The organism is Acinetobacter sp. 1207_04 (assembly GCF_052850415.1).
In genome coordinates, this window is record NZ_VXCQ01000007.1 from 126606 (window position 1) to 150161 (window position 23556).

Consider the following 23556-nt stretch of genomic DNA (forward strand, 5'->3'; position numbering starts at 1 on the left):
ATTCGTCATATAAGTTTAAAATAATGTTATGCCAAAGTCGTAGATGAAAATAAAAAGATGAGGAGTAGAGTCAACAGAAAAGTGTCACACGAAAATGCATTGCGCTTTATAAAAACAATGGAACTGCTTTTGTAATCAGGATGTGAGGTCTGCATGGAAAATACAGAAAAAAAATCATCACCCTTATCAAAATTGATTTGGGTGATTGTTGCTATTATCGGAGCCGTATCTTTTGGGATACTAGCTGTCAGTCGTGGTGAGCATGTCAATGCTGTTTGGCTCGTGCTTGCTGCTGTGTGTGTGTATAGCATAGCCTACCGTTTTTACAGCTTATTTATTGCGACAAAAGTTTTTGAACTTGATGCACGACGTTTAACGCCTGCGCATCGACTTGCTGACGGTTTGGATTATGTGCCCACCAATAAGCATGTTCTTTTTGGACATCATTTTGCAGCCATTGCAGGAGCGGGTCCATTGGTGGGTCCTATTCTAGCTGCACAAATGGGTTATTTGCCCGGTACGATTTGGCTTCTCGTCGGTGTGGTATTAGCAGGTGCTGTTCAAGATTTCTTGGTTCTGTTTATTTCGACTCGCCGTGATGGACGTTCGCTCGGTGAAATGGCAAAACAAGAATTGGGTTCATTTGCAGGTGTGATCGTAATGCTCGGTGCATTAGGGGTAATGATTATTATCCTTGCCGTACTTGCGTTAGTGGTCGTAAAAGCATTGACCAATAGTCCATGGGGTGTGTTCACAATTGCGGCGACTATTCCAATTGCACTGTTCATGGGCGTATATATGCGTTATATCCGTCCCGGTAAAATTGCTGAAGTTTCCATTATTGGTTTTGTCTTGATGATGGCTGCCATTATATATGGTGGTGATGTTGCTCAACATGCCTATTGGGGACCATTCTTTACTCTAACAGGTACGCAACTGACTTGGGCGCTGATCATTTATGGCTTTGTTGCTTCAGTTTTACCTGTTTGGTTATTGCTTGCACCGCGCGATTATTTATCAACATTCTTAAAAATTGGTGTGATTGTTGGTCTAGCAATTGGCATTTTGGTAGCAATGCCGATGTTGAAAATGCCTGCGACAACACATTTTATTGATGGTACGGGTCCTGTGTTTGCAGGTTCTATGTTTCCATTCCTATTTATTACGATTGCTTGTGGTGCAATTTCAGGATTCCACGCACTTGTTTCATCAGGTACAACACCAAAACTGATCGATAACGAAGTTAATATTCGTGTGATTGGTTATGGTGGTATGTTGATGGAATCATTCGTTGCAATTATGGCAATGATTTGCGCAACAGTTCTTGAGCCGGGTGTTTATTTCGCGATTAACTCACCTGCGGCAGTTTTGGGTACAACCGTTGAGTCGGCTGCTGAAGCGGTACGTACTTTAGGTTTTGTCGTTACACCTGAAGCACTGAGTTTGTTAGCAAAGGAAGTGGGTGAAAATACCATTTTATCTCGTACAGGTGGTGCACCTACATTTGCAATTGGTATGGCACATATCATTACCGAGATTTTCAACAACCGTTCAATGATGGCATTTTGGTATCACTTTGCTATTCTGTTTGAAGCACTGTTTATTTTAACTGCTGTAGACGCAGGCACACGTGCTTGTCGTTTTATGGTTCAAGACACAGTGGGTATAGTAGTTCCTGCTCTAAAAAACTCACATAACTTTGTGGGGAATTTAATTGGTACAGGTGTCGCAGTTGCAGGTTGGGGCTTCTTCGTTTATCAAGGTGTGGTCGATCCACTCGGTGGTATTAACAGCTTATGGCCGTTATTTGGTATTGGTAACCAAATGTTGGCAGCAATGGCATTGACACTCGGTACAGTAATTTTGTTTAAGATGAAGAAAGAAAAATATGTTTGGGTTACCATTGTCCCAACAGTATTCTTAATCATTACCTGTATGACAGCAGGTTGGCAAAAGATTTTCCATTCCAATCCTAAAATTGGTTTCTTGGCACAAGCAGATAAGTTCAAGGCTGCAATTGCGAAGGGTGAAATTTTAAAACCTGCCAAAACGCTTGAAGAAATGCAAACGATTGTATTCTCAAATCAGATCAACGCTGCGCTGTGTGCATTTTTTATGATCGTTGCGATTATTATGATTATTGTTGCAATTGGAGTGATTCGCCGTGCATTGGCAAATCCTGAACCAAGCGTAAATGAAAGCGAAGCGATATATGTTGATCCTTCAGAAACCATCGTGACGTCAGCGAAACATTAAGATGAGAAGGTGAGTGGTATGAATCTAAAATTTGCAAAAAATGGTAAAACAGTGATTTATAAAATCATTAAAATGACCGTGATGGCGCAGAAGGATTTAATCTTTTCTCCAAAAAATTGGTCACGAATTGCGACTTTATGGACACGTTTACAGCAAAGTTTCAGATTGATGGTTGGGGTTCCTGATTATCAAACTTATGTGGAACATATGCAAAAAAATCATCCTGACTTAGAGCCAATGGACGAAAAAACCTTTCATCGTTATTGTGTCGATGCTCGTTATCCAACAGCAGGTGGAACTTTGAAGAAGTGTCCGTGTTGATGTGTAGATAAGATATTAAAAAGTAAAAACGGCTCTTCGGTGCCGTTTTTTTATATTCTGAATTTGATGCATTAGTTAGGCATAAAATTAGACGAATGATTAATCTTTGAGTATTTGTTAAAACCGTGTATGTTGAACCGAGCATCATCAATTAGATTAGGAAAAATAGATTATGATTTGGGGATTGAAAAAACAACAACAAAATGAAGAAGTCACATTACTTGCTGATGATGTACTGACACCATTTTATCCTCAAATTGATGCCTTCTTAAGCCAGATCAATCAAATCATTTTAGATAAGCCTGAGCAGACGCAACTTGCTTTATGTAGCTTGCTCGCAGGTGGACATTTACTTTTTGAAGATTTACCTGGTTTAGGGAAAACCACGTTGGCAAGCAGTTTGTCACACCTCGCAGGCTTGCAGTTTCAGCGGATTCAATTTACCAATGACATGCTTGCAAGTGATGTGATTGGCATCAATATGTTTAATCAAAAAGAACATCAATTTGATTTTAAACAAGGTCCTATTTTTACTCAAATTTTATTGGCTGATGAAATCAATCGCAGTAGTCCGAAAACCCAAAGTGCTTTGCTTGAAGCGATGGAAGAAGGCAATGTCACCGTCGATGGTACACGTTATGAATTACCCAAACCATTTTGGGTGATTGCGACACAAAATCCACTGTTTCAAAGTGGTACATATGCCTTGCCTGAATCGCAACTTGATCGCTTTTTGATGCGCTTGTCTTTAGGTTATCCATCACGCTTGGCAGAAAAACAACTCTTACAACAAGATGCTCGTCAAAAAATGATCAATACGTTGCAAGCAGTGTTTAAGAGTGAAGATATTTTACAATTACAACAATGGGTGCGTCAGATTTATTTAAGTGATGCTGTACTTGAGTATTTACTTGATTTAACAGAAGAAACACGGAAAGGACGACATGGTTTGTCTACGCGTGGTGTGCTAGCACTGAAATTGGCAGCTCAAGCACATGCTCTGATTAGTAAACGTAGTTTTGTGACTCTTGATGATGTCCAAGCTGTTTTTGTTGCGGTGGCATCCCATCGGATTGGACTAGGCGAAGCGGAAACACGTTTATTGATGCAGCAGGTTGAAGCGAAAGGATAGTGTCATGTCAATGCGGATGAAGTTTCGACAATGGCTCAGTCAGCGTTTTCAATACCATGGCGTAAAAACTTTACGCCAAAATGATGTTTTAGTATTTATTTATAAACAAGGTTTCCTTTATTTAGTCTTGATTCTCATTACATTCATTGCAGGAATTAACTATGCAAATAACTTGATTTTAGGTTTTTGCTTTTTGATGAGTGCAATTTTATGTATCAGTTTTTACGTGACATTTAAACAACTGCATGCTTTAAGTATTGAGGTGATTGCACCTAAAATTGGACGATCAGGTGACGCTTTAACGCTACGACTATCTTTTAAGCAGGCAACGTTGAGCCCTAAATATTTACAAATTCGCTATGCACATCAGGTGGAGCCTGTTTTATTACAACAACTTAATCAACAAGTAGAACTAATTTTTCAGCCAACTGAACGAGGGTGGTTTGTTGTTCCTGAAATCCAAATATTTTCGACTTATCCTTTGGGGTTAGTTCGTGCGTGGACGTATTGTTATTTTCAAGGAGAGATTTGGATTGCACCAAAAGCTATGGATTCTCAGAAGGAAAATTCACAAGCTTCGAGTAGTGGTGAACCTGATCTTGATGAATTTCGGGAATTAAGAGCATTCAGAGAAGGTGATTCTTTACAAGCGGTGTCTTGGAAGCAGGCTGCACGAGGGCAGGGCTTATATATTAAACAATTTGAAGATCAATTTGATGCAAAAATAGTAGAAATTGATTATGCACAGATGCCATCGACATCACACGAAGAGCGTTTAAGTTTAATGATGGGTATGGTGGACCGTTGTGAAGCTGAAAATATGTTGTATAGCATGAAATTACCAACACAACAGTTAGTTGTTGGGCATGGGGAAATACAATTTTTCAATGCACAATTAATGTTGGCAAAGGCGTGATATGAATATTTTTAAATGGCGCTCAGTACAGCCTAGTCAACAAGATCAGAAACAACAAAATTATGTGCAGCAAAAGCCTGCAAGTACAACAATTACAAGACTTACACGTCTAAGTGTATTGTTAACACTTGCGATTATTTGGATTGCTGAATTAGCGTATTTCCCCATAGCATTGAGTGTGATTTTTGCATGTATGTGGATCAATTTGCTATGGAACTATAAAAATTCAATTCAGCCATTTCACATTCAAAAAACATTATCAAATCAAACTAAAAATAGAATCCAGCAGGGGATTAAAGTCATTTTGACGCTATTCGCTTTAATGGTGATTTGGCTGAAATATGGTACTTTTGTGGGTGTTGAAGCAGGCACAGCAGCACTCGCAACATTTTTATATGGCAAAGCGCTCGAAACAAAACAATCACGGGACTATATCGTGTTGTTTAATTTTGCATTATTTGTTAGTGCTAGTCTTTTCTTGCACAGCCAATCGGTGTTGATGGCGATGATGGTACTGTGTAGTTTATTAGGAAGTTTGGTTGGTTTATATCAACTGCAAACGGGGCATTATGTTCAGAGCGGTCAAACGCAGGCCTCCTTAAAAACAGATACAGTGCATGTACTAAAAGTGATGGGACTTGCGGTTCCTTTTTTTGTTCTACTTTTCATGTTTTTTCCACGCTTGCCGCCATTATGGCAAATTCCTGTGAGTAGTCAGCAAGGTGTAACAGGAATCAGTGATCGTATGTCACCAGGTGATATTGCGGAGCTTTCGCAATCTTCTGCGCTTGCGTTTCGAGTGATGGGTGATTTAAAAAAATTACCACCCCGACAAGATTTATATTGGCGGGCAATGGTGCTTGATCAATATGATGGTCAGACTTGGACAAGTCATCCAAGTAATCAAAGTGTATTCAATATTACGCCTGAAACAACATCTACCATTAAACAGACTTTTAATTATCAATATCTTACGGCAGATAACCAAACGCATTGGGTGATGGGGCTTGAGGCGTCTATTCCCAATCAAAGTGGTTTTCAGGTCAATCTAGATGGTGCAATTATTCCAACACGTGCTGTGCAACGTACACAACCGATTCAACTACAGTGGGTTGGCAAGCAACTTCCTGTCGAGAGTGATGTATCCTCAAATATATTTTTAAATCAAATAAATACACGCTTTCAACAACACTATGATCCAAAGTCACAGCAGCTTGCTATGCATCTTTGGAATACGGCACAACACCAACCAAAGCAGTATGTTCAGCATGTTTTGGCTTGGTATAAACAGAATCATTTCTCTTATACGCTCACGCCTGGAACATTGGCGCAGAACAGAGTGGATGGGTTTTTATTTCAAAGTCGTCAGGGTTTCTGTGAGCATTATGCTTCGAGTTTTACCATGTTGATGCGCTATGTTGGTATTCCTGCACGTGTAGTAGTGGGTTATCAAGGGGGGCAATTTGCCCCTGATGGTCAGAGTTGGGAAATTCGACAAATGGATGCACATGCATGGACGGAAGTTCAGTTGGATGGAAAATGGCAAAGAATAGATCCGACTTTTATCATTGCACCGAACCGAATTGATCAGGGTATGCAAGATTTTATGCAAAATGATCAATCTGTATTTGGTGAAAATTCAACGAGTATATGGAAATATCAGCAATTTAATGCTTTAAAAACGCTACGTGTATGGAGTGATTACGCTAGTTATCAGTGGCAAAGTAAAGTAGTTGGTTATGACGCTGAAAAGCAGACTAGTTGGATGGCAAAACTAGGTTTAACATCAAGTTATTCATTTGCTTTAGTGTTAATGCTTGGTTTGTTGGGGCTAGGAGGACTGTATTTTATAGTTGTTCAAATTCGACAATATTTAGCCATTTCAGCAGTAGATCGAATTCTGTATCGTTTTTCGAAGCATTTAGATGAGCCATTTTATAAACAAACATCTGAAACATTTGAGCAATGGATGTTTCGCTTATCTGAGTATGCTGATATTCAAACATCATTCTTAGAGGCAAATCAGATTTATCAAAAAATTGTATATATGAAGCAGGAAGATAAAATGCTTTTAAAACAGTTGGATGTTTTGCTTAAACAATGTGCATCTGAATTAAAAAATAATAAAAAGGCTTGTCATGTGCTATGAAAATGAATACTATTCTCAGCACTTCAGGTGTATAGCTCAGTTGGTTAGAGCGCTACGTTGACATCGTAGAGGTCAGCAGTTCGAGTCTGCTTATACCTACCAAGATTCAAAGCTAGAAATAGCAAGGGTTCTAAGCAAAAACAATAGTTTAGAACCCTTTTTTTATGCCTATAATAATATGTGCTATTGTTTCGGTAGTTTCGGAAACATGCGAAATTGAGTAATTATCGAAACTAATTTACGTCAAATTTACGTCAAACATTTTGAGTTTTACGTCATGAAAATACCAAAACCTAGAAAACGCGGTGAAGCCTATTACATTGAGATTATGATTAATGGGAAACGCTCATCTGCAACTCGTGACACGATAAAAGAATGCACTCAATCGGTTTACAAACGCCTCATGGAACTGCAACTTAAATATGAAAAAGAATTAAAAGACTTAGATAAGCCCAAATGTAGTCTGAGTGAACTTTTTAATTTATATTACGAAAAAGTCGGGCAATTTACCAAATCCAAAAATTATATTAAAAACCATATTAAATGGCTTGATCGTTATTATGGCGATTTAGTTGAGTGCTCGGTTCACGACTTTTGAAGTTTGTTAAGAAGTTTATGGTGTACCTAATTATCTAAGTAGTATTAATACCATTTTACTAAACGAAGTTACAACGCTATTCCGTCTTAGTAATTATAAAAAGGGGGCACATGCAGGTTTTATTTTACATATGACTGATGCACTACAAACTCAGGAAGATGTTCAGGATTTAGAAGACTCTCTTGAAAATTCAAAAGGGGCAGAGAACTTTAAGAATCTATTAATTTACACAGCTGGTGGGATGAAAGATGGTGTTAAAGTTATTCCACTGGCAGAAGTTGCAGCTAAAGATGAATTTTACAATATAAAAATTGCCAGTCGTGATGATCAACTTGCAGGGCATCGCATACCACCACAATTGATTGGCGTTGTACCACAAAATGCAGGTGGTTTTAGTAATGTCGAAAAAGTAGCTAAAGTTTTTTATTAGAATGAAATTGTGTATTACTAAAATCCACTGAAACAGATCAATGAAAGGTTAAGGATTGAGGTCATAAAATTCAAAAATTATGAACTTTTATCACGAGGTGTGTAGTCAAATTATTTATATGTAGAAATTTTTGGAAATAAAAAAAGCCCAACATCCTGTTGGGCTTTTCCGTACTAATACCTGACACTCCGTGTACTTTATCTTATTATCTTTGTCAGAACATCATGTTCCTGATGTTTCATAGTATAGAAAGCTTTTTTTTAACCACATATTGGCAAAATTCTTAAAATATTGTGAGCCTAAGCGCACAATATTCTATGCTGAAGTTATCATACATAAGCATTAGCGTACTAAATTTCGATTTAACTATAAATATTTAAGAAAAGGAATTTGCTTATTTTTATGTTTAAATTCAGAAAATTTTAGTATTAATGGATATAGTAATACACTTAAAATAATAGTGATTAACCATAATGTTATTACATGATTGACTCCGAAATATTGCCCATGAGTTGTTCCCCATATCGCGACTGAAATGGCATAGAGTGCTTTAAGTACAAATAAATGAACGATGTAGAAAAACATTGGTACTGAGCCAAAAACTATCAAAGGTTTTACCCAGTTTTTATATTGAACTTTATCTAACAGTGCTAAGAGAATAAAGCCAACACCTACATTAAAAAGCGTAAATAACAATGATGGTGGATATTTTGTTAAGTTAAAAAAACTCATAATTGTTTCGAGTAAGCTAGGCATCGTTGACCATGCTTGATCACCGTAAAGATTAATAAATCGTAAAATAAAAAATAAACTAATGCTTATGACACCAATGCCAAGTAATGCAATATTACGATTATGACTCTCTTGTTTAGAATCAAATAAGCGGCTACCTATACAGTAACCTAAAGTAATAATACCAATCCAAGGCAAGACTGGATAAGATGTTCTTAGGCGAATTCCGCCTAGCTCTATCCACCCTCGTTCATAGAAAATAAACCAAAAATTCTGAAGAAGTGGCATATCTACAAATGAAATTTTTTCTAACAAGTTGTGACCAAAGATAATGAATAGACTGATTATCCAAAGCCATTTTTTGGAAAAACCAATCAATAATGATAAAGCCACCATACTTAGACCAATAGCCCAAATGACTTGTAAGTAAATGACATCTGGTGGAAATTGACCTGTCCAAGCAAAATTAATAACGACTAATTCTAGAAAAATGAGGAAAAAACCACGTTTAAGTAAAAACTCTCGTGTCTTTGTTAAGCTATTGTATTTTGCTTGATATAAATAGGCAGATAACCCAGTAAGTATGACAAAAACAGGTGCGCATAAATGAGCTAATGTCCTACTGAAAAATAGGAATCCTTCTGTGTCAGCTATAACCATTGGATCTGTAACTTGATGATGTAAGTAGAATGTCTCTCTAACATGATCTAGCATCATAATCAGAATCACGAGGCCTCTTAATGCATCTATTGCTTGTAAACGATCAAATGTACGAGTCATAAGAATAAATCATTAAAACAAAGAAATGGAATGTTATACTATTACGTAAACGAGGTGAAGCTATAATAGGAATTATTCTTATTTAATTAGAAGTATTGAAATTTTTAAACGAATTGTTTTCTTTTACTCTTATAAATAAAAAAGCCCAACTACTTATTGGGCTTTTTTACATATTTGATGCTTTAGGTATAAGCCCTGTTGTACCTTTAACATTTCCTTGTTCTTTCATTTTTCTTATTATTTGGAGCATCCTGCTCTCTATGTGTTCAAGATAAGAAATTGTGTTCAATCCGTAAATTGGCAAAATCCTTCAATGATTGTACGCCTAGGCGTATAACACGGTTAAATTATCCCAAGATTTGTCTGAAGGAATAGGGGGTAATTTAAGCACTAAATAAATTGATAACACAGAGGAAATGCTTGATTTGATTGAAAAGCATTCAAAATTATTGGGCGAAATATACTAGTTTTGTTTATAAAAAAGTCGATATGTTTCTATATCGGCTTTTGGCTAGTTTTATGAATATTTGATTGAGGCTAATCGATTGATATTACAGGCTTATTAAAAATAGATTTCGCATAACGACCCATTATGTTAAATGGAAGTAATGAATATAAAATTTTTTGGGGTCTAAATTTTTTTTATATTTATTTATCTCGGTTCAAAATACTAAGTACAACTCTGTTCTTTTAGATTAAAATTTAAAGGTCAGAGTAAATAATAAAACCTAAATATAAATCAATAATTGTGCTGAAGGAACTAAGGTTATGAGTGATGAAGTTGTTGTTGTTATTGGCAGTGGTGCTATTGCACAAGCCATTACTCGTCGTATTGGTACTAGCAAAATAATATTATTAGCGGATATCAAAGCAGAAAATATGATCACTGTTGTTGATACACTATCTAAAGTTGGATTCATTGTTCATACACAAATTGTAGATGTTGGAGATAGAGCATCAATACAAAATTTAGTAAGTAAAGCTAATCAGTTAGGTCATATTGTAAATGTGATACACACGGCTGGGCTTTCACCCTCCCAAGCATCTGCTGAAGCAATATTGAAAGTAGATTTATATGGAACTGCAGTCGTTCTTGAAGAGTTTGGTCACATTATTTCTAAGAATGGATCTGCAATTGTAATAGGATCACAATCCAGTCATAGACTCGATATAGATGCTATATCTTAGAGACAAGCTCATGCTTTAGCGACATCTGCACCAGAAGAGCTATTAGAGCTTTCTTTTGTGAAAGAAATTACAGAGAGTTTATACGCATATCAAATCTCTAAACGAGGTAATGCTCTTCGTGTTTCTGCAGAAGCGGTGAAATGGGGTAAACGCGGAGCAAGAGTCAATTGTATAAGTGCTGGTATTATTTATACACCACTTGCATATGACGAGTTAAATAGCCTAGAGCGTGGCGAATTTTACCGAAAAATGTTGAGCAGCTCGCCTGCAGGAAGAGGCGGAACGCCTGATGAAATTGCAGCTTTAGTCGAATTTATATCGGGATCAAATGGAAACTACATAACAGGAAGTGATTTTTTGATTGATGGTGGTGCTACAGCAATGTATAGATACGGATAAAATGTAAAAATAGAGTCATAATTAGTGTATTTAATTCAGAAATTTTAAAATTAACATAAACACTTCATGTGAAATAAAAAATGGGAGCTTTAGACTCCCATTTTTACTGCTTTTAAGGGGAATTTTCCTCCAATATTTTGGCTAGGTTTACCTGATCAAATTGTTTAGATTATCAAATTAAAATTTTTATTCGTTTTATCAAAGAGCACTTTTATCTGTGAATCATGCAATTGTTAATGATTATCATTAGCAATTAATTTCTTATTAAGATATAGTATGGAAATTTTTTTCATAATTCACAACATATTAGGCGTATTTAACATGAATAAACAATTAGTGCTAAAAGTACTTTCTTTTTCAGTACTCTCAGTAATGTCTGTCTCAACTTATGCCAACAATACAAATGATGAAATGGAGAAGTTACCGACAATTGTAATTTCAGCAAGTAGTCAAGCAGTAGATATTAAAGAAGCACCTGCAAGTATTAGTGTTATCACAAGCGAAGATATTGAAAAACAACCAGTAGGAAGCCTCGCAGAACTCTTAAGTAAAGTTCCTGGTGTTACTGGTGGTATTAGTCCATCAGGTGACGGATCAAAAATTAAGTTACGTGGTTTACCAGACAATTACACGCTTATTTTAGTTGATGGTAAACGTATTGGATCTTCTAGAGATACTAACTATCGTCCAGATTTAGGTCGTCAGGATTTAAATTGGATTACACCCGATATGATTGAAAGAATTGAAGTTGTTCGTGGACCTATGTCATCTCTTTATGGCTCAGATGCAATGGGAGGGGTTATTAATATTATTACTAAAAAAATCCCAAATAACTGGGGGGGGAATGTCACTTTGAATTATACCCAACCTACAACATCTTCAAATTTAGGTAATTCTTTACAAACAGGTGTAGTCGTTGCAGGCCCACTAACAGATACACTTGGTATACGACTAACTGCTGGATTAACTGAGCGTGAAGCAGATAAAAAATATATTGATGGTAGTGGTACAACGGGTTCTCAAGACCAAAATTACAATGCAATGTTACATTATAAGCCAACAGATAAACACGCTTTAAGTTTTGAAGTAGGTCATAGTATTCAAAAAAATGAAGAAGGTTCATCAATTGATCTAGAAACAGGTGATGAATACACAACAAGTTGGGGAGCAAGTAAATTAGAGCACAATTCAATGAGCATTTCACATGATGGTGAATGGGGTATTGGGAAATCTAAATTAAGTGCATATTACAATGATTATGACTCAAGTATTTCAGACTCAAAAACAAAGTCCAATGAATTAATCATAGAAGGTAGTTTAAGCATGCCATTTCAGGCAGTGTTTGAACAAGAATTAACGGTTGGTGGTCAGTGGAAGAAACAAGAATTAACCAACTCCGACACAATAGGAACTCTTCCTGGTGGTAGTTGGGATGGTCAAAGTTATACAAATCCTAAAGTAGATAATAAAAGTTGGGCATTTTTCCTCGAAAACAATATTAATCTTCTAGATAATTTGAAATTAACTGTAGGTGATCGTTTAGATCATGATGAAAAATATGGAACACATCATAGTCCACGTGGTTACTTAGTTTTTAGCGCTACAGATGATCTAGTTGTTAAAGGTGGAGTTTCAAAAGGGTTCCGTGCACCCACCGTAAAAGAGTCTACAGCAGGTGCGGCAACTCAATCTGGCGGACGAGGATGTAATGGTTTAAAAGGTCAAGTTTGGAAAGATATGGAAACTGGTAAAGACCTGACTTACGTAAGCGGTGGTTGCTATATGACAGGTAACCCTAATCTTCAACCTGAAGAAAGTACGAATTATGAAATTGGTATTAATTATACAGGTTTAGGGACAGATATCGGTTTGACATTTTTTAATACAGATTTTAAAAACAAAATTGACTATTCTCCTTTAGGTGTTAGAAACGGTGTTTGGTTTACACGTAATGAAAATATTCAAAGCGCTGTAACTCGTGGTTTTGAAATGGTTGTAAACCTTCCAATTTTAGAAAATCTAAAATTGAACAATAATGCAACTTATTTTTTAAAAGCAAAAAATGAAGATACAGGAAATACTCTATTAACAACTTCAAAGTTAATCATAAACTCTTCACTAAATTGGCAACCTACAGATCCACTAAATATTGATTTGTCTGCTCAATATTTAGGTAAGCAATATTTAACAGAAACGACAACAACTTCATCTATGCAAAAACCCCATACGATTGTGAATTTGGCAAGTAACTATAAGGTAAACGATAAGTTGATAGTACGTGGCGGTTTCATTAACTTATTTGACAAAAAACTATCAAATGGATCAGATAGTTATTTAGTTGAACGTCAAAAAGTGTTTGTAGGTGCAACTTATAAATTCTAAGTCACTAAAATGGTTTTAAATTCTATGTGAATACTTAATTTCTACTTATCGTGAATAAGATAATTAAAAAAGCTACTTCACATAGAAGAAGTTTTAAGCAAAATGTAAACTCAAAAATGGGGGTTTAGGCTCTCATTTTTACTATTTTTTTAAATTTGTTATCTATGGTAGCTAGGTTAAATAGAAGCTTGACCTCAAGTTAAGATTAGGTTTTATAGTTAAAGCATTTTAAACATTGATGATAATTTATGAGTAATTTGAGTAAGAACTTTTTAATCTATGGTGTTAGTAAAGGGCTAGGTAAGGCAATTATTCAATCAATACCTGAGTCACATGATGTTATTTATGGGATTTCTCGTTCCATTCCTATTAGCATGGCTAATCTAAATTGGATTGAAGCTGACCTATCATCTAGTGAGACTTCAGTTCATCAAATAAAAGAAATCATAAATGATAATAAAATAGATGTTTTAATTTACAACGTAGGTATTTGGGAAACGAATGCTTTTACAGATGAATATGATTTTGAAAAAATATCACCACTTGAAATTAATCAAATGATAAGTACCAATATCACGACTTGTATTCAATCTCTCCAAGCATTACTTAAAAATTTAAGAGCCTCTAATAATGCGAAAGTCATTTTAATTGGGTCAACTTGGGGGGTAGAAAATCATAATGGAAAGGAATTAATTTTCTCTGCAACTAAATTTGCTTTAAGAGGGGTTGCTGAATCCCTAAGAGAGATATTACGTAATGATTTGATCGGTGTAAGTATTTTAAACTTAGGGTACTTAGCTACAGAATATGAAATAGATACCCCTATAGATAAGGTATTAAAAGAAACAGATTACTCTTTAATTCCATTAGCAGATGTAATACACGCTATTAAATTTATTATGTCTACTTCTAAGGGAGCTTGTGTTAAAGAAATTTTAATGCCAGCAATGAAAGATATAAATGTTTAATTAGAATAATAAAAGCCCAAAATGATGCTGGGCTTTTTCCATATTTTTACTTTAAGTTTAAAGAATTTTCAATTTCAACAGTATTTCTCCAACTCGCCAGCATTGTTAAACCATCGACATAACTTTTAATATGTGGGTAATTTTCTGCCTGATTTAATTTATAAATTAGACTATTTAATGCGAAGCCCATCATAAAATCGGCACCCGTTAAACGATTTGCAACAAAGTACTTTTTATTTTCTAAATAGTCATTTAAAAAACTAAACACTTTGTCAAATTCTACTTGGGCATAATTTTCTAAAAATACTAATTTAGTGCCATGCTGACTCTCAATAGAATTAAATATTTTTAATAAGTAGGGCACCATTGCCGAACTTTCGGAAAAATGAATCCACTGTAAATAATCAGCATAATCTGAGTCATTAATATCGGGTGCTAATTGAGGCGCTAATTTTTGAATTAATAATTCAATTATTGCACCAGATTCAATAATTGCTTTTCCATTCCATTCAATCACTGGAGATTTACCCAATGGGTGAATCGTTTTCAATGCTTCTGGGGCTAAATGTGTGGTTGGGTCTCGATAATATTTTTTTAATTCATACGGCTGTTTAATTTCTTCCAATAACCAAAGTATACGAAAAGAGCGTGATTGGTCTAAATGGTGTAATGTAATCAAAACAATTTCTACCTTTTAAAACTGAAACAGGTTAATGAGCTAGATTACTTTTATAAGTTGATCCCTTATTTATAAAAGTATTTTAAATCATTGGGTTGTTAAATAAATTGAATATTTAAATAGCTTTGGATAAGGCTTGAACTAAAGACTGTATTTCACTTCGCAATTCTCCAATATTAGATATGTTTAACTGATCGGAAAGTTTTTTTGGAATATTTACAGCCAATTCTTTTATCTCTGATCCCTTAGTCGTAGGCGAGACTAGAACTCTTCGTTCATCATTAGAGTCTCTACGACGGTTAATAAAACCTGAGTTTTCCATCCGTTTAAGTAATGGTGTCAAAGTTCCACTATCTAAATACAAGCAATGTCCAAGATCACCTACACTCACATAATCACGTTCCCATAACACAAGCATTACTAAATATTGAGAATACGTAAGACCTAAAGGTTCCAGTAAAGGTCTGTATACTTTTACTAGCAAGTTTGATGCAGCATATAGAGGAAAACATAACTGCTTATCTAGTTTCAGATGATCATTAGACATATAGAAATCTTTATTGAGTTTTTACAGTGAGCGATACTTCTATATTACCTCGAATCGCATTGGAATAAGGACAAACCTTATCTGCTTCACTGACAATTAATTCAGCAGTTTCTTGATCTAGATCTGTAATCGTTACTTCTAATGCTACTGTTAGAGCAAAACCACCATGATCATTTGATTTCAATCCAACTGTGGCAATTACTTCAATATCATTATCTCGAACTTTATTGTTTTTATTTCGTGATACATGAATAACAGCATTACCAAAACAAGATGCATAACCTGCTGCAAATAATTGTTCAGGGTTTGTAGCATTACCTTTACCACCTAATGCTTTTGGTAAAGCAAGACTAAGATTTAATAAGTCATCTTCGCTATGAATATTTCCGTTACGACCGCCAACTGCTTTAACTTGTGTTGAATATAGAGTGCTCATTATTGTGCCTTTATTTGGATGGCAATTAAATTGATAGCAATATAATTGCTTAGTATTGTAGCTATGTCAAATTTTAAAAATTATGGTTAAAAATTTCCTTTAAGATCAATATACTATATTAAGAATTTTTCGCGTTAAACCAAACGCAGTCTCTACACCTAATGGACCACTTACTAAATGTCTTGTTTTTGATGCATGCAGACATCAGGTGTAAAGCCCATTTTTTAAAGGCTGTCAGGCATTTTAATTAATTGATAAAGCCTTTTGAAATTATATTGTTGAAAATGCTTTTTATAGTAGGTTTGGTCAACAAAGGCACTTTAATGTATAAACACCATATTTACCATTAGTTCTCTTTTATTATAACTATTGGGCTTTCTGGTTTTAATAAAGTATGTTTCTATCTGAGTTACGATAAGTCCAAAATCAATAGCTAAAGAATCATGATATTTTTTATCTGATTACACTAAGGGCAGACTATCGATAAATGGTTTTGTGAGCTTAAATCTTTGAGCCATTTTATGTTAGGCGATATGAAGCGATATATGGAAATATAGCACAATATTTCTACTGTCTACCATATACCTACTTCTATACAGTTTTAATGGAAAAATATACGAAAAAGTAATTAAGAGTTTGTATAAATTGTTGTTAAAAATAAAATACTCCGAAGATGCCGCTGCACAGTCATTACCCTGAACCCGATGAGTTCAAGGTGGACACGACGCATACTTGCTGGGTTTCCCACTCGAAGGTGGGCATACACTCTAAATATGCAGAACGCATCCGGAGATATAAGTATCGGCAGGGATATAGACTCACTGGCAAACATCTCAGAGTTGTACTTAGTATACCAAATCTTGCAAATCAGGCAAATCATCAGTGCTTAAAAAAGCATAAAACAACGACTTTGTCTTAACAACCGCACAAAGAAAAAGCAGTTTTATACTGCTTTTTCAACATCTTCGATAATAGTGTTAAGTAATCGTTCACACTGTGCATATTCTTGTAACGATTTATTCATGCTGAGAACTTCTTGCATTAATTCTAAAGCCACCATGATCATTAACTTATTGTGTTCCATATTCGGCGCTTTACGACGGAACTCTTGAAATTTTTCATTCAGTAATTGACCCGCACGTTCTAAATCGGCTTTTTGATTATTGGTGGTTGAAAGACGGAATGTTTGTTCAATCAGGCGTAATTCGACAGTGACATTTTCAGACATGATTAAACTTCCTCACTTGAATCGGTTGGGTGAGCAAGCTGTTGGATTTCTTGCGCATGCTGATCTTGTTCTGTACCTAATATAGACAGTCGTTGAATAATGGCTTCGACTTTGCCTTTTGCATGTTCATTTTTTTGAATGAGATTTTCACGTTCAGACTGCAAATTTTTAATGTCTTGTTGAGTCCGCTGCTGTTCAGCTTGCAATTTTTCTTTCACAAGACGCAATTCATTACGTTCAGCCAAAATTTCTTGGAAACGATTTTTAAGATCAGTACAACTTTTTTCAAGACGGCTATAACGCTCAGCCAATGCAGTTGCATCGGTATTGAGCTGAGAGTGTGTGCCTTTTAAGCTATTCAATTGTTCAGTCAGATTGTCAATTTCATCCTGCTTTTGTGTTATCAGATTGTTTTTATGATTAATTTGGGTATGAGTTTGCTCAGCATTATGTGTTTTATCTTTCAATAATGCGGCATTGTCACTTTCAGATTTTTCAAGGCGTGTTCTTAAAACGCCAATTTGCGTCTGTAGACGCTGTAATTGTTCTAACATAACGAGGTCGCACAGATCTGCAATCAAAGGTAATATATAGAGAAGTATAGAGATTGGATAAGCGAATGCAAGACGATATTTCAGGTTGGTCGGATTGGAACCAAAATTTTGATGAGATTGAAGAAATTTCAAGCCCGAGTGAGTTACATGGCTTACTTACAGGTATAGTTTGTGTGACAGAATCGCCGAACCGTGAAGAATGGTTACAAATATTATCGACGCTTGATGTACCTACATTAGATGAAAATGCGGTGAATATGCTTGCAGAAGAAGCAGAAGACATTGCACATTCATTATCTGAAGATGAACTCGATTATTTGCCGATGCTTCCTGATGATAGTCATACACTTTCAGAGCGTGTGCAAGCACTAGCCGATTGGTGTGCGGGCGTGGTGTTAGGTTTTGGTTTAGCTTCAGGTCGTATTCGTGCGGAAGAAGAAGAGTTGATCGAAAGTTTACAAGATGTTGCTTCAGTTGAATTTGATGAAGATGACAATGATGAAGAAGGCGAAGAAAGCTATCAAGAATTGTATGAATTTGTTCGCTTGATTCCTGTTTCATTGTCAATGGGACGTAAAAAAATTCCTGTTTTAGAAAGTTCATTGTTACAACACTTTCACAATAAAGCGGCTAAAACTGTTTCAGAAACAGAAGCACAAACAGTTGTTGAAATGTTTACGCCTCATCGCCCAAGCTAAATTGAGCTAAATATCAAATTAGTATTATTAAAATGGATGTGCTTTCGAGTGCATCCATTTTCTCCTTAAATTTTATTAATCATTAAAAATAAGCTGAATAGTGCATGAACTTAACGCAAGCCGATTTTCAGGAACGTCGTGACCGCCTGGCTGAACAAATGGGTCCCAACAGTATTGCAATTATTGCAACAAGTCCTGAAGTAATGCGTAATCGAGATGCCGATTATAAATTCCGTGCAGACAGTAGCTTCTTCTATCTGACAGGATTTGCAGAGCCTGAAGCTGTTGCAACCATTGAAACAGATGAAAGTGGTGAAGAATATGTCTATACACTCTTTTGTCGTGAACGCGACCGTGAAATGGAAATTTGGAATGGTTATCGAGCAGGTATTGATGGTGCAGTCGATGACTATGAAGCAGACGAAGCGTGTGCAATCGATTTGCTCGATGAAGAAATTCTAGAAAAACTTAAAAATAAGCAAAAGCTTTATGCTCGATTGGGGCAACGTACAGATTTTGATGCGCGTATTACTGGTTGGATTCAAAAAGCAGAACAGCAAAGCCGTGGTGGCGGTGATGTACCCTCAGAAATTCAGCAGTTAGATCGTATACTTGATGAAATGCGTTTGCATAAATCCACCAAAGAAATTCAGCTCATGCAAATTGCCTCTGATATTTCAGCGGAAGCACATACGCGCGCTATGCAAGCTGTTCAACCGAACATGATGGAATATGCCCTTGAAGCCGAACTAAATTATGTCTTCGGTAAAAATGGCTGCGTACCATCGTATAACAGCATTGTCGGTGGTGGTAGAAATGGCTGTATTTTGCATTATGTAGAAAATAATCAACCGTTGAAAGATGGTGATTTGGTGCTGATAGATGCAGCATGTGAATATCAACTTTACGCCTCAGACATTACCCGTACATTCCCTGTAAATGGCAAGTTTAGTCCTGAACAAAAAGCCTTATATCAAGTGGTTTTGGATGCACAAATCGCCGCAATTGATGCTATACGTATTGGCAATAACTATAAAGAACCACATCGTGTTGCAGTGCAAATTTTGGTTCAAGGTTTACTTGATTTAGGTATTATGCAGGGCACTCTTGAAAGTATTATCGCCGATGACAGCTATCGTCAATTCTACATGCATGGTACAGGGCATTGGCTCGGTATGGATGTGCATGATGTTGGATCGTATAAACTGGATGGCGAATATCGTACTTACGAAGAAGGTATGGTTGTAACTGTTGAACCTGGTTTGTATATTGCGCCTGATGATGAGTCGGTCGATGAAAAATGGCGTGGCATTGGCATTCGGATTGAAGATGATGTGGTTGCAACAGCAAGTGGGCCACTCGTTTTGACTAAAAATGTTGTTAAATCAATTGATGATATTGAAGCATTGATGGCTCAATCTTAAAAATGCTTTTGAAGTGGTGACGGAATATTGTGTGAATAAAATTACATAGCAAGAAAGAATGGATGTGAATGGCTTAAATTTTTTGTGATATTTTAGATTTCCTAAAGATAGGGCAGGGAATAATAATGACCACTTTATTTATTCCCGTCACTGCTGAAGACCATATTCAAGGCGATACAACTCACTTGTTGAACTTGTTATGTATGGCGATTATGAATGTCCTTATAGCGGCAAAGCGTATCCTGTTATGAAGCAAGCTCAGTAAGCATTAGGCAACCAATTAAAATTTATATTTAGAAATTTTCCGCTAAGTTTCCATCCACATGCTTTACATGCGCAATTTCTGCTGAGGTTGTCGGTGATTTGGGCTAGTTTTGGGAAATGCACGATATTTTGTATGAAAACCAAACTAAACCAAAGTTAGAGGATTTTTATCTTCTCAGTTATGTACGCCGATTGGGCTTAGATACTGAAAAATTTGAAGAATTACTTCGTAATCCGAAATATATTACAAAAATAAAAAAAGACATGAGAGGTGCATTAAAAAGTGGTTTCAATGGCACGCATATATTTAATATTAATGGTATGAAATATAGCGGCGATTACACCGAAATAACAGAAATATTGGCGTATATTCAGGCATTGAAGTCTAATTATTTTCGCTTAAGTTGATTTTTAAGTTGGCTTTTTTGTAAATATAATTTTTATTCTGAATGATATTCAAGTGATAAGTTGATTGTATATATTTTTCTTTTAGCAATGGTCTTTATTGGTTTGTGCAGTGGGCGAATATTTGTGATGACCCAAGCATAATATCCTGTCTCCCAATATGAAGCACATGCTATTTCTATCTCATCTTCTTGCCATTTATGTATAGATTCAATGTCGACAAGTGCTATGGCTAAGCCTTCTTCCTCAAAAAAATCTTTGTTTAAAAAGTTGTTGTTTTCAACAATTACTAAATCTTTTAATGGAAGTGTAGGGGGTGCCAGGAGCGAATTTCTAAAGTTTTAAGACCATTCATAATTTTCACACCACTTGGAGCAACAATTGATAAAGCACTGTAAATCAAAATAATTCCATCCTTAAATTTGTGTTGAAAATTGAGCATTTAAAATATCAGTCTTACATTTTAATTTGTATGAATTGAGTGCGAAAATGGCGACAAAAAACGATTTCAATATAAAAACCAGCCACCTTGATGTAATATAAAATAAATCAAGATTATACGTATTGGCGCAAAAAAAATTGTGATGCAATACTAAAATAGAAAGGATTAACACATGCAACAAGAAGTCATCATTGTTGGTGGTGGGATGGTGGGATTGAGTCTCGCTTTGATGTTGGCAAAAACCAATATTGCGGTCAAATTGCTCGAAGCAATTAAGTATCCCAATTATGATGATGCAAATCTTGCACCGTACCATTCAAGTTTTGATGCAAGAAATAGCGCTTTGTCACGCCGTAGTGTACAAATTTACCAAGAATTAGGGCTTTGGAATGCCTTGCAAGAACATGCAACGCCCATTTTAGAAGTCAATATTACGGAACAAGGTGGCTTTGGTAAAGCACGACTCAAAGCAGGCCAAGAAAAAATCGAAAGCTTTGGGCAAGTCATTGAAAATGCATGGTTAGGACGTGTTTTACTCACTGAGGTCAAACAACAACCTTTAATTGAATTGATTGATGGCGTACAAGTTACCTCACTGATACAAGATACCGATTTTGCATATATTGAAGCCAAACGTGGCGACTATACGCATAAGTTACAATCAAAATTGGTCATTGCGGCAGATGGACGAGATTCATTTTGCCGTCAAGCCTTAGGTATTGGTGCATCCGTGCATGACTATGATCAAGTGGCGATTGTTACGACTGTACAAACCTCAAAACCACATGAGCATGTCGGTTTTGAACGTTTTAGTCCACTTGGGCCGTTGGCATTGTTACCATTACCGGGTGAATATCGTCGTTCAGTGGTCTGGCCTGTAAAAAAAGGCACTGAAGGTGAATGGTTGGGCGATGAAAACGATCAACATTTCCTTGATGCCTTGCAGCAGACTTACGGTGATCGTGCAGGAAAATTCCAAAAAACTGGAAAGCGTTTTAGTTTCCCACTTTCACAAGTACTCGCAGAAAAGCAGGCAGTTGGGCGTGTGGTACTTATGGGTAATGCTGCACACACCATTCATCCCGTTGCAGGGCAAGGTTTTAATCTGTGTATGCGTGATGCTTATGTGCTTGTACGCTATTTAAAAGAGCAAATTGAGAAAAATGCAGATGTCGGTGATGCAAAAGTATTGCAAGACTATGAAAAATCTCGCCTGACCGATCAAAAACGTGTGATCAAATTCTGCGATTCCGTTGTTCGTGGCTTCAGTAATCAAAATCCGGTGCTGAAATTCATTCGTAATTCAGGACTCATTGCTTTTGAAACTATTCCAGGCTTTAAACCATTGGTTGCAAGCTATGCGATGGGGTTGAAAGCATGAACAAGCCTGTAGATATGCTCGATGTGGTGATTATTGGCGGTGGTTTAGTTGGTGGCTTAACGGCATTACTGCTTGCCAAAGGTGGTATACAAGCGACTGTTTTGGATGCTGCCCCTATTTTGGATGCGGAAAAAGTCTTATCAGTAGCCAATCCACGTGTACTTGCCTTGAGTCAGGCGACTATTCATCTGTTAAAGACGGTGAATGTATGGGATAAACTTGCTCGTCAAATGCCCTATACAGGCATGCAAGTGTGGAATAAAAATGGCTATGGTGAAATTAATTTTGGTCAAGCTTCGCAAAAAATGCCGAGTGATGAACAAAGTTTAGGATCAATGGTTGAGCCAAGTATTTTGAATCTTGCGATTCAACAGCAAATGCTACAACAGGTTCAAGATTATCGTACACAAGTAAAAGTGGTACGGGTTGAACAAGGTGTTCATTGTTGGATTGTTCAACTTGCCGATGGTACGACACTTAAAACTAAGCTAGTGATTGGTGCAGATGGTGCAAACTCATTTGTTCGTGAACAGGCAATGATTGAATTGGACGTACTTGATTATCAACAAGCAGGTTTAAGTTGCGCGATTCGTACAACAATGCCGCATCAATATGTAGCACGACAAATTTTTCTACCGACAGGGCCATTGGCATTTTTACCAATGGCAAGTTTAAATGCCGAGCAAGCGGAACATTGGATTTCGATTGTGTGGACATTGCCTGATGATTATGCCGATGAATATTCAGCATTGAATGATGCACAATTTATGCAATTATTGACACGTGAAAGCCATCATATGCTTGGTGAAGTGTTAGAGGTGACACCGCGTGCTAAATTCCCACTCAAAGCACGTGCGGCGCAGCGTTATGTGAAAGCAGGTTTGGCTTTGATTGGTGATGCTGCACACGTGATTCATCCACTTGCAGGACAGGGCGTAAATATTGGTTGTCTTGATGCTGCGGTACTCTGCGATGTCTTGCTCAAAGATAAACAACGTGGTGTTTGGGCACATGAACAGACTTTAAAGCGTTACGAACATCAACGTAAAGGTCAAAATGATGCCATGATGCATAGTATGTCAGCACTCGGTTTTATAGAAACATCTGAATTGTTCCCATTCGTTTGGGCACGTAATTTTGGACTAAAACAGGTGGAAAATCAGGCAACATTGAAGGCGCTATTTTTGGCACAAGCCAATGGATTATCGAGTCTTAAACAGACACAATATGCCATTTAATGTTGTTGG

Annotated in this window: 23 protein-coding genes, 1 tRNA gene, 1 other RNA gene and 1 pseudogene; 18 read left to right on the forward strand and 8 right to left on the reverse strand. The window is 36.3% G+C overall.

What is annotated here, in order from left to right; all coding sequences use genetic code 11:
- Positions 1-153 precede the first annotated feature (153 nt).
- The 8 genes from FW754_RS08240 to FW754_RS08275 all read left to right on the forward strand — a co-directional run bounded on the left by FW754_RS08240 (position 154) and on the right by FW754_RS08275 (position 7802).
- Complete coding sequence (locus FW754_RS08240) at positions 154-2256, forward strand: carbon starvation CstA family protein (protein ID WP_446324355.1); 2103 nt, start codon at positions 154-156, stop codon at positions 2254-2256.
- 18 nt (positions 2257-2274) lie between these two features.
- Positions 2275-2577, forward strand: coding sequence for a YbdD/YjiX family protein (locus FW754_RS08245; protein WP_409511018.1), 303 nt, complete (start codon positions 2275-2277; stop codon positions 2575-2577).
- A 172-nt stretch (positions 2578-2749) separates the two neighbouring features.
- On the forward strand, positions 2750-3709 hold the full coding sequence (locus tag FW754_RS08250; RefSeq protein WP_446324356.1) for an AAA family ATPase: 960 nt from the start codon (positions 2750-2752) through the stop codon (positions 3707-3709).
- A 10-nt stretch (positions 3710-3719) separates the two neighbouring features.
- Positions 3720-4625, forward strand: coding sequence for a DUF58 domain-containing protein (locus FW754_RS08255; RefSeq protein ID WP_409511081.1), 906 nt, complete (start codon positions 3720-3722; stop codon positions 4623-4625).
- A 91-nt stretch (positions 4626-4716) separates the two neighbouring features.
- A complete protein-coding gene (locus tag FW754_RS08260; protein WP_446324400.1) occupies positions 4717-6774 on the forward strand; it encodes a transglutaminase family protein in 2058 nt (685 codons plus the stop codon).
- Positions 6775-6799: 25 nt separating this feature from the next.
- A tRNA-Val gene (locus tag FW754_RS08265) sits at positions 6800-6876 on the forward strand.
- A gap of 175 nt (positions 6877-7051) precedes the next feature.
- The gene (locus FW754_RS08270; RefSeq protein WP_446324357.1) at positions 7052-7372 is read left to right on the forward strand and encodes a hypothetical protein; all 321 of its coding nucleotides are present in this window, start codon (positions 7052-7054) and stop codon (positions 7370-7372) included.
- Between the two features lie 130 nt (positions 7373-7502).
- Entirely contained in the window at positions 7503-7802 is a 300-nt protein-coding gene (locus FW754_RS08275; protein ID WP_446324358.1) for a hypothetical protein, read from the forward strand.
- Between the two features lie 366 nt (positions 7803-8168).
- Here FW754_RS08275 and FW754_RS08280 read toward each other — a convergent pair whose 3' ends face one another.
- Positions 8169-9314: a DUF1624 domain-containing protein gene (locus FW754_RS08280; protein WP_446324359.1), complete on the reverse strand. Its 1146-nt coding sequence runs from the start codon at positions 9312-9314 to the stop codon at positions 8169-8171.
- Positions 9315-10082: 768 nt separating this feature from the next.
- On the opposite strand from FW754_RS08280, the gene FW754_RS08285 reads away from it, so the two are divergent.
- From FW754_RS08285 to FW754_RS08300, 4 genes are all read left to right on the forward strand, one after another.
- On the forward strand, positions 10083-10502 hold the full coding sequence (locus FW754_RS08285; RefSeq protein WP_446324360.1) for an SDR family NAD(P)-dependent oxidoreductase: 420 nt from the start codon (positions 10083-10085) through the stop codon (positions 10500-10502).
- A 57-nt stretch (positions 10503-10559) separates the two neighbouring features.
- Positions 10560-10901, forward strand: a complete 342-nt coding sequence (locus FW754_RS08290) for an SDR family oxidoreductase (RefSeq protein ID WP_446324361.1) — start codon at positions 10560-10562, stop codon at positions 10899-10901.
- A gap of 321 nt (positions 10902-11222) precedes the next feature.
- Positions 11223-13283, forward strand: coding sequence for a TonB-dependent receptor domain-containing protein (locus tag FW754_RS08295; RefSeq protein WP_446324362.1), 2061 nt, complete (start codon positions 11223-11225; stop codon positions 13281-13283).
- A gap of 248 nt (positions 13284-13531) precedes the next feature.
- Complete coding sequence (locus FW754_RS08300; RefSeq protein ID WP_446324363.1) at positions 13532-14251, forward strand: SDR family NAD(P)-dependent oxidoreductase; 720 nt, start codon at positions 13532-13534, stop codon at positions 14249-14251.
- Between the two features lie 46 nt (positions 14252-14297).
- Here the strand turns inward: FW754_RS08300 and FW754_RS08305 are convergent, their stop codons facing one another.
- From FW754_RS08305 to FW754_RS08330, 6 genes are all read right to left on the reverse strand, one after another.
- Positions 14298-14930, reverse strand: coding sequence for a glutathione S-transferase family protein (locus FW754_RS08305; RefSeq protein ID WP_446324364.1), 633 nt, complete (start codon positions 14928-14930; stop codon positions 14298-14300).
- Positions 14931-15045: 115 nt separating this feature from the next.
- Positions 15046-15477, reverse strand: coding sequence for a MarR family winged helix-turn-helix transcriptional regulator (locus tag FW754_RS08310; protein WP_446324365.1), 432 nt, complete (start codon positions 15475-15477; stop codon positions 15046-15048).
- 10 nt (positions 15478-15487) lie between these two features.
- On the reverse strand, positions 15488-15913 hold the full coding sequence (locus FW754_RS08315; protein ID WP_446324366.1) for an organic hydroperoxide resistance protein: 426 nt from the start codon (positions 15911-15913) through the stop codon (positions 15488-15490).
- Between the two features lie 660 nt (positions 15914-16573).
- Positions 16574-16756: non-coding RNA, 6S RNA (ssrS, locus tag FW754_RS08320), on the reverse strand.
- Between the two features lie 100 nt (positions 16757-16856).
- Positions 16857-17141, reverse strand: coding sequence for a cell division protein ZapA (locus FW754_RS08325; RefSeq protein ID WP_409511031.1), 285 nt, complete (start codon positions 17139-17141; stop codon positions 16857-16859).
- Between the two features lie 2 nt (positions 17142-17143).
- A complete protein-coding gene (locus FW754_RS08330) occupies positions 17144-17695 on the reverse strand; it encodes a hypothetical protein (RefSeq protein ID WP_446324367.1) in 552 nt (183 codons plus the stop codon).
- Positions 17696-17760: 65 nt separating this feature from the next.
- On the opposite strand from FW754_RS08330, the gene FW754_RS08335 reads away from it, so the two are divergent.
- The 4 genes from FW754_RS08335 (at position 17761) to FW754_RS08350 (ending at position 20489) form a co-directional block, all read left to right on the forward strand.
- Complete coding sequence (locus FW754_RS08335) at positions 17761-18393, forward strand: UPF0149 family protein (protein WP_409511033.1); 633 nt, start codon at positions 17761-17763, stop codon at positions 18391-18393.
- 104 nt (positions 18394-18497) lie between these two features.
- Positions 18498-19817: a Xaa-Pro aminopeptidase gene (gene pepP, locus FW754_RS08340; RefSeq protein ID WP_446324368.1), complete on the forward strand. Its 1320-nt coding sequence runs from the start codon at positions 18498-18500 to the stop codon at positions 19815-19817.
- Positions 19818-19942: 125 nt separating this feature from the next.
- Positions 19943-20068, forward strand: coding sequence for a hypothetical protein (locus FW754_RS08345; RefSeq protein WP_419347929.1), 126 nt, complete (start codon positions 19943-19945; stop codon positions 20066-20068).
- 130 nt (positions 20069-20198) lie between these two features.
- The gene (locus tag FW754_RS08350) at positions 20199-20489 is read left to right on the forward strand and encodes a DsbA family protein (RefSeq protein ID WP_409511036.1); all 291 of its coding nucleotides are present in this window, start codon (positions 20199-20201) and stop codon (positions 20487-20489) included.
- A gap of 32 nt (positions 20490-20521) precedes the next feature.
- Here the strand turns inward: FW754_RS08350 and FW754_RS08355 are convergent.
- Positions 20522-20928 (reverse strand): annotated as a pseudogene (locus tag FW754_RS08355) (ASCH domain-containing protein).
- A gap of 172 nt (positions 20929-21100) precedes the next feature.
- Here FW754_RS08355 and FW754_RS08360 point away from each other — a divergent pair.
- Together FW754_RS08360 and FW754_RS08365 are read left to right on the forward strand one after the other, a co-directional pair.
- The gene (locus FW754_RS08360; protein WP_446324369.1) at positions 21101-22309 is read left to right on the forward strand and encodes an FAD-dependent oxidoreductase; all 1209 of its coding nucleotides are present in this window, start codon (positions 21101-21103) and stop codon (positions 22307-22309) included.
- Positions 22306-23547: an FAD-dependent monooxygenase gene (locus FW754_RS08365; RefSeq protein WP_409511038.1), complete on the forward strand. Its 1242-nt coding sequence runs from the start codon at positions 22306-22308 to the stop codon at positions 23545-23547. Before FW754_RS08360 ends, FW754_RS08365 begins: the two co-directional genes overlap by 4 nt.
- Positions 23548-23556: the final 9 nt, after the last annotated feature.

Excerpts from the sequence above, each read along its gene's own strand:
- FW754_RS08240 (WP_446324355.1), top strand. The coding sequence starts at position 154 with ATGGAAAATACAGAAAAAAAATCATCACCCTTATCAAAATTGATTTGG.
- FW754_RS08245 (WP_409511018.1), top strand. The coding sequence starts at position 2,275 with ATGAATCTAAAATTTGCAAAAAATGGTAAAACAGTGATTTATAAAATC.
- FW754_RS08250 (WP_446324356.1), top strand. The coding sequence starts at position 2,750 with ATGATTTGGGGATTGAAAAAACAACAACAAAATGAAGAAGTCACATTA.
- FW754_RS08255 (WP_409511081.1), top strand. The coding sequence starts at position 3,720 with ATGCGGATGAAGTTTCGACAATGGCTCAGTCAGCGTTTTCAATACCAT.
- FW754_RS08270 (WP_446324357.1), top strand. The coding sequence starts at position 7,052 with ATGAAAATACCAAAACCTAGAAAACGCGGTGAAGCCTATTACATTGAG.
- FW754_RS08275 (WP_446324358.1), top strand. The coding sequence starts at position 7,503 with ATGACTGATGCACTACAAACTCAGGAAGATGTTCAGGATTTAGAAGAC.
- FW754_RS08280 (WP_446324359.1), bottom strand. The coding sequence starts at position 9,314 with ATGACTCGTACATTTGATCGTTTACAAGCAATAGATGCATTAAGAGGC.
- FW754_RS08285 (WP_446324360.1), top strand. The coding sequence starts at position 10,083 with ATGAGTGATGAAGTTGTTGTTGTTATTGGCAGTGGTGCTATTGCACAA.
- FW754_RS08295 (WP_446324362.1), top strand. The coding sequence starts at position 11,223 with ATGAATAAACAATTAGTGCTAAAAGTACTTTCTTTTTCAGTACTCTCA.
- FW754_RS08300 (WP_446324363.1), top strand. The coding sequence starts at position 13,532 with ATGAGTAATTTGAGTAAGAACTTTTTAATCTATGGTGTTAGTAAAGGG.
- FW754_RS08310 (WP_446324365.1), bottom strand. The coding sequence starts at position 15,477 with ATGTCTAATGATCATCTGAAACTAGATAAGCAGTTATGTTTTCCTCTA.
- FW754_RS08315 (WP_446324366.1), bottom strand. The coding sequence starts at position 15,913 with ATGAGCACTCTATATTCAACACAAGTTAAAGCAGTTGGCGGTCGTAAC.
- FW754_RS08325 (WP_409511031.1), bottom strand. The coding sequence starts at position 17,141 with ATGTCTGAAAATGTCACTGTCGAATTACGCCTGATTGAACAAACATTC.
- FW754_RS08330 (WP_446324367.1), bottom strand. The coding sequence starts at position 17,695 with ATGTTAGAACAATTACAGCGTCTACAGACGCAAATTGGCGTTTTAAGA.
- FW754_RS08335 (WP_409511033.1), top strand. The coding sequence starts at position 17,761 with ATGCAAGACGATATTTCAGGTTGGTCGGATTGGAACCAAAATTTTGAT.
- pepP (WP_446324368.1), top strand. The coding sequence starts at position 18,498 with ATGAACTTAACGCAAGCCGATTTTCAGGAACGTCGTGACCGCCTGGCT.
- FW754_RS08345 (WP_419347929.1), top strand. The coding sequence starts at position 19,943 with ATGACCACTTTATTTATTCCCGTCACTGCTGAAGACCATATTCAAGGC.
- FW754_RS08350 (WP_409511036.1), top strand. The coding sequence starts at position 20,199 with ATGCACGATATTTTGTATGAAAACCAAACTAAACCAAAGTTAGAGGAT.
- FW754_RS08360 (WP_446324369.1), top strand. The coding sequence starts at position 21,101 with ATGCAACAAGAAGTCATCATTGTTGGTGGTGGGATGGTGGGATTGAGT.
- FW754_RS08365 (WP_409511038.1), top strand. The coding sequence starts at position 22,306 with ATGAACAAGCCTGTAGATATGCTCGATGTGGTGATTATTGGCGGTGGT.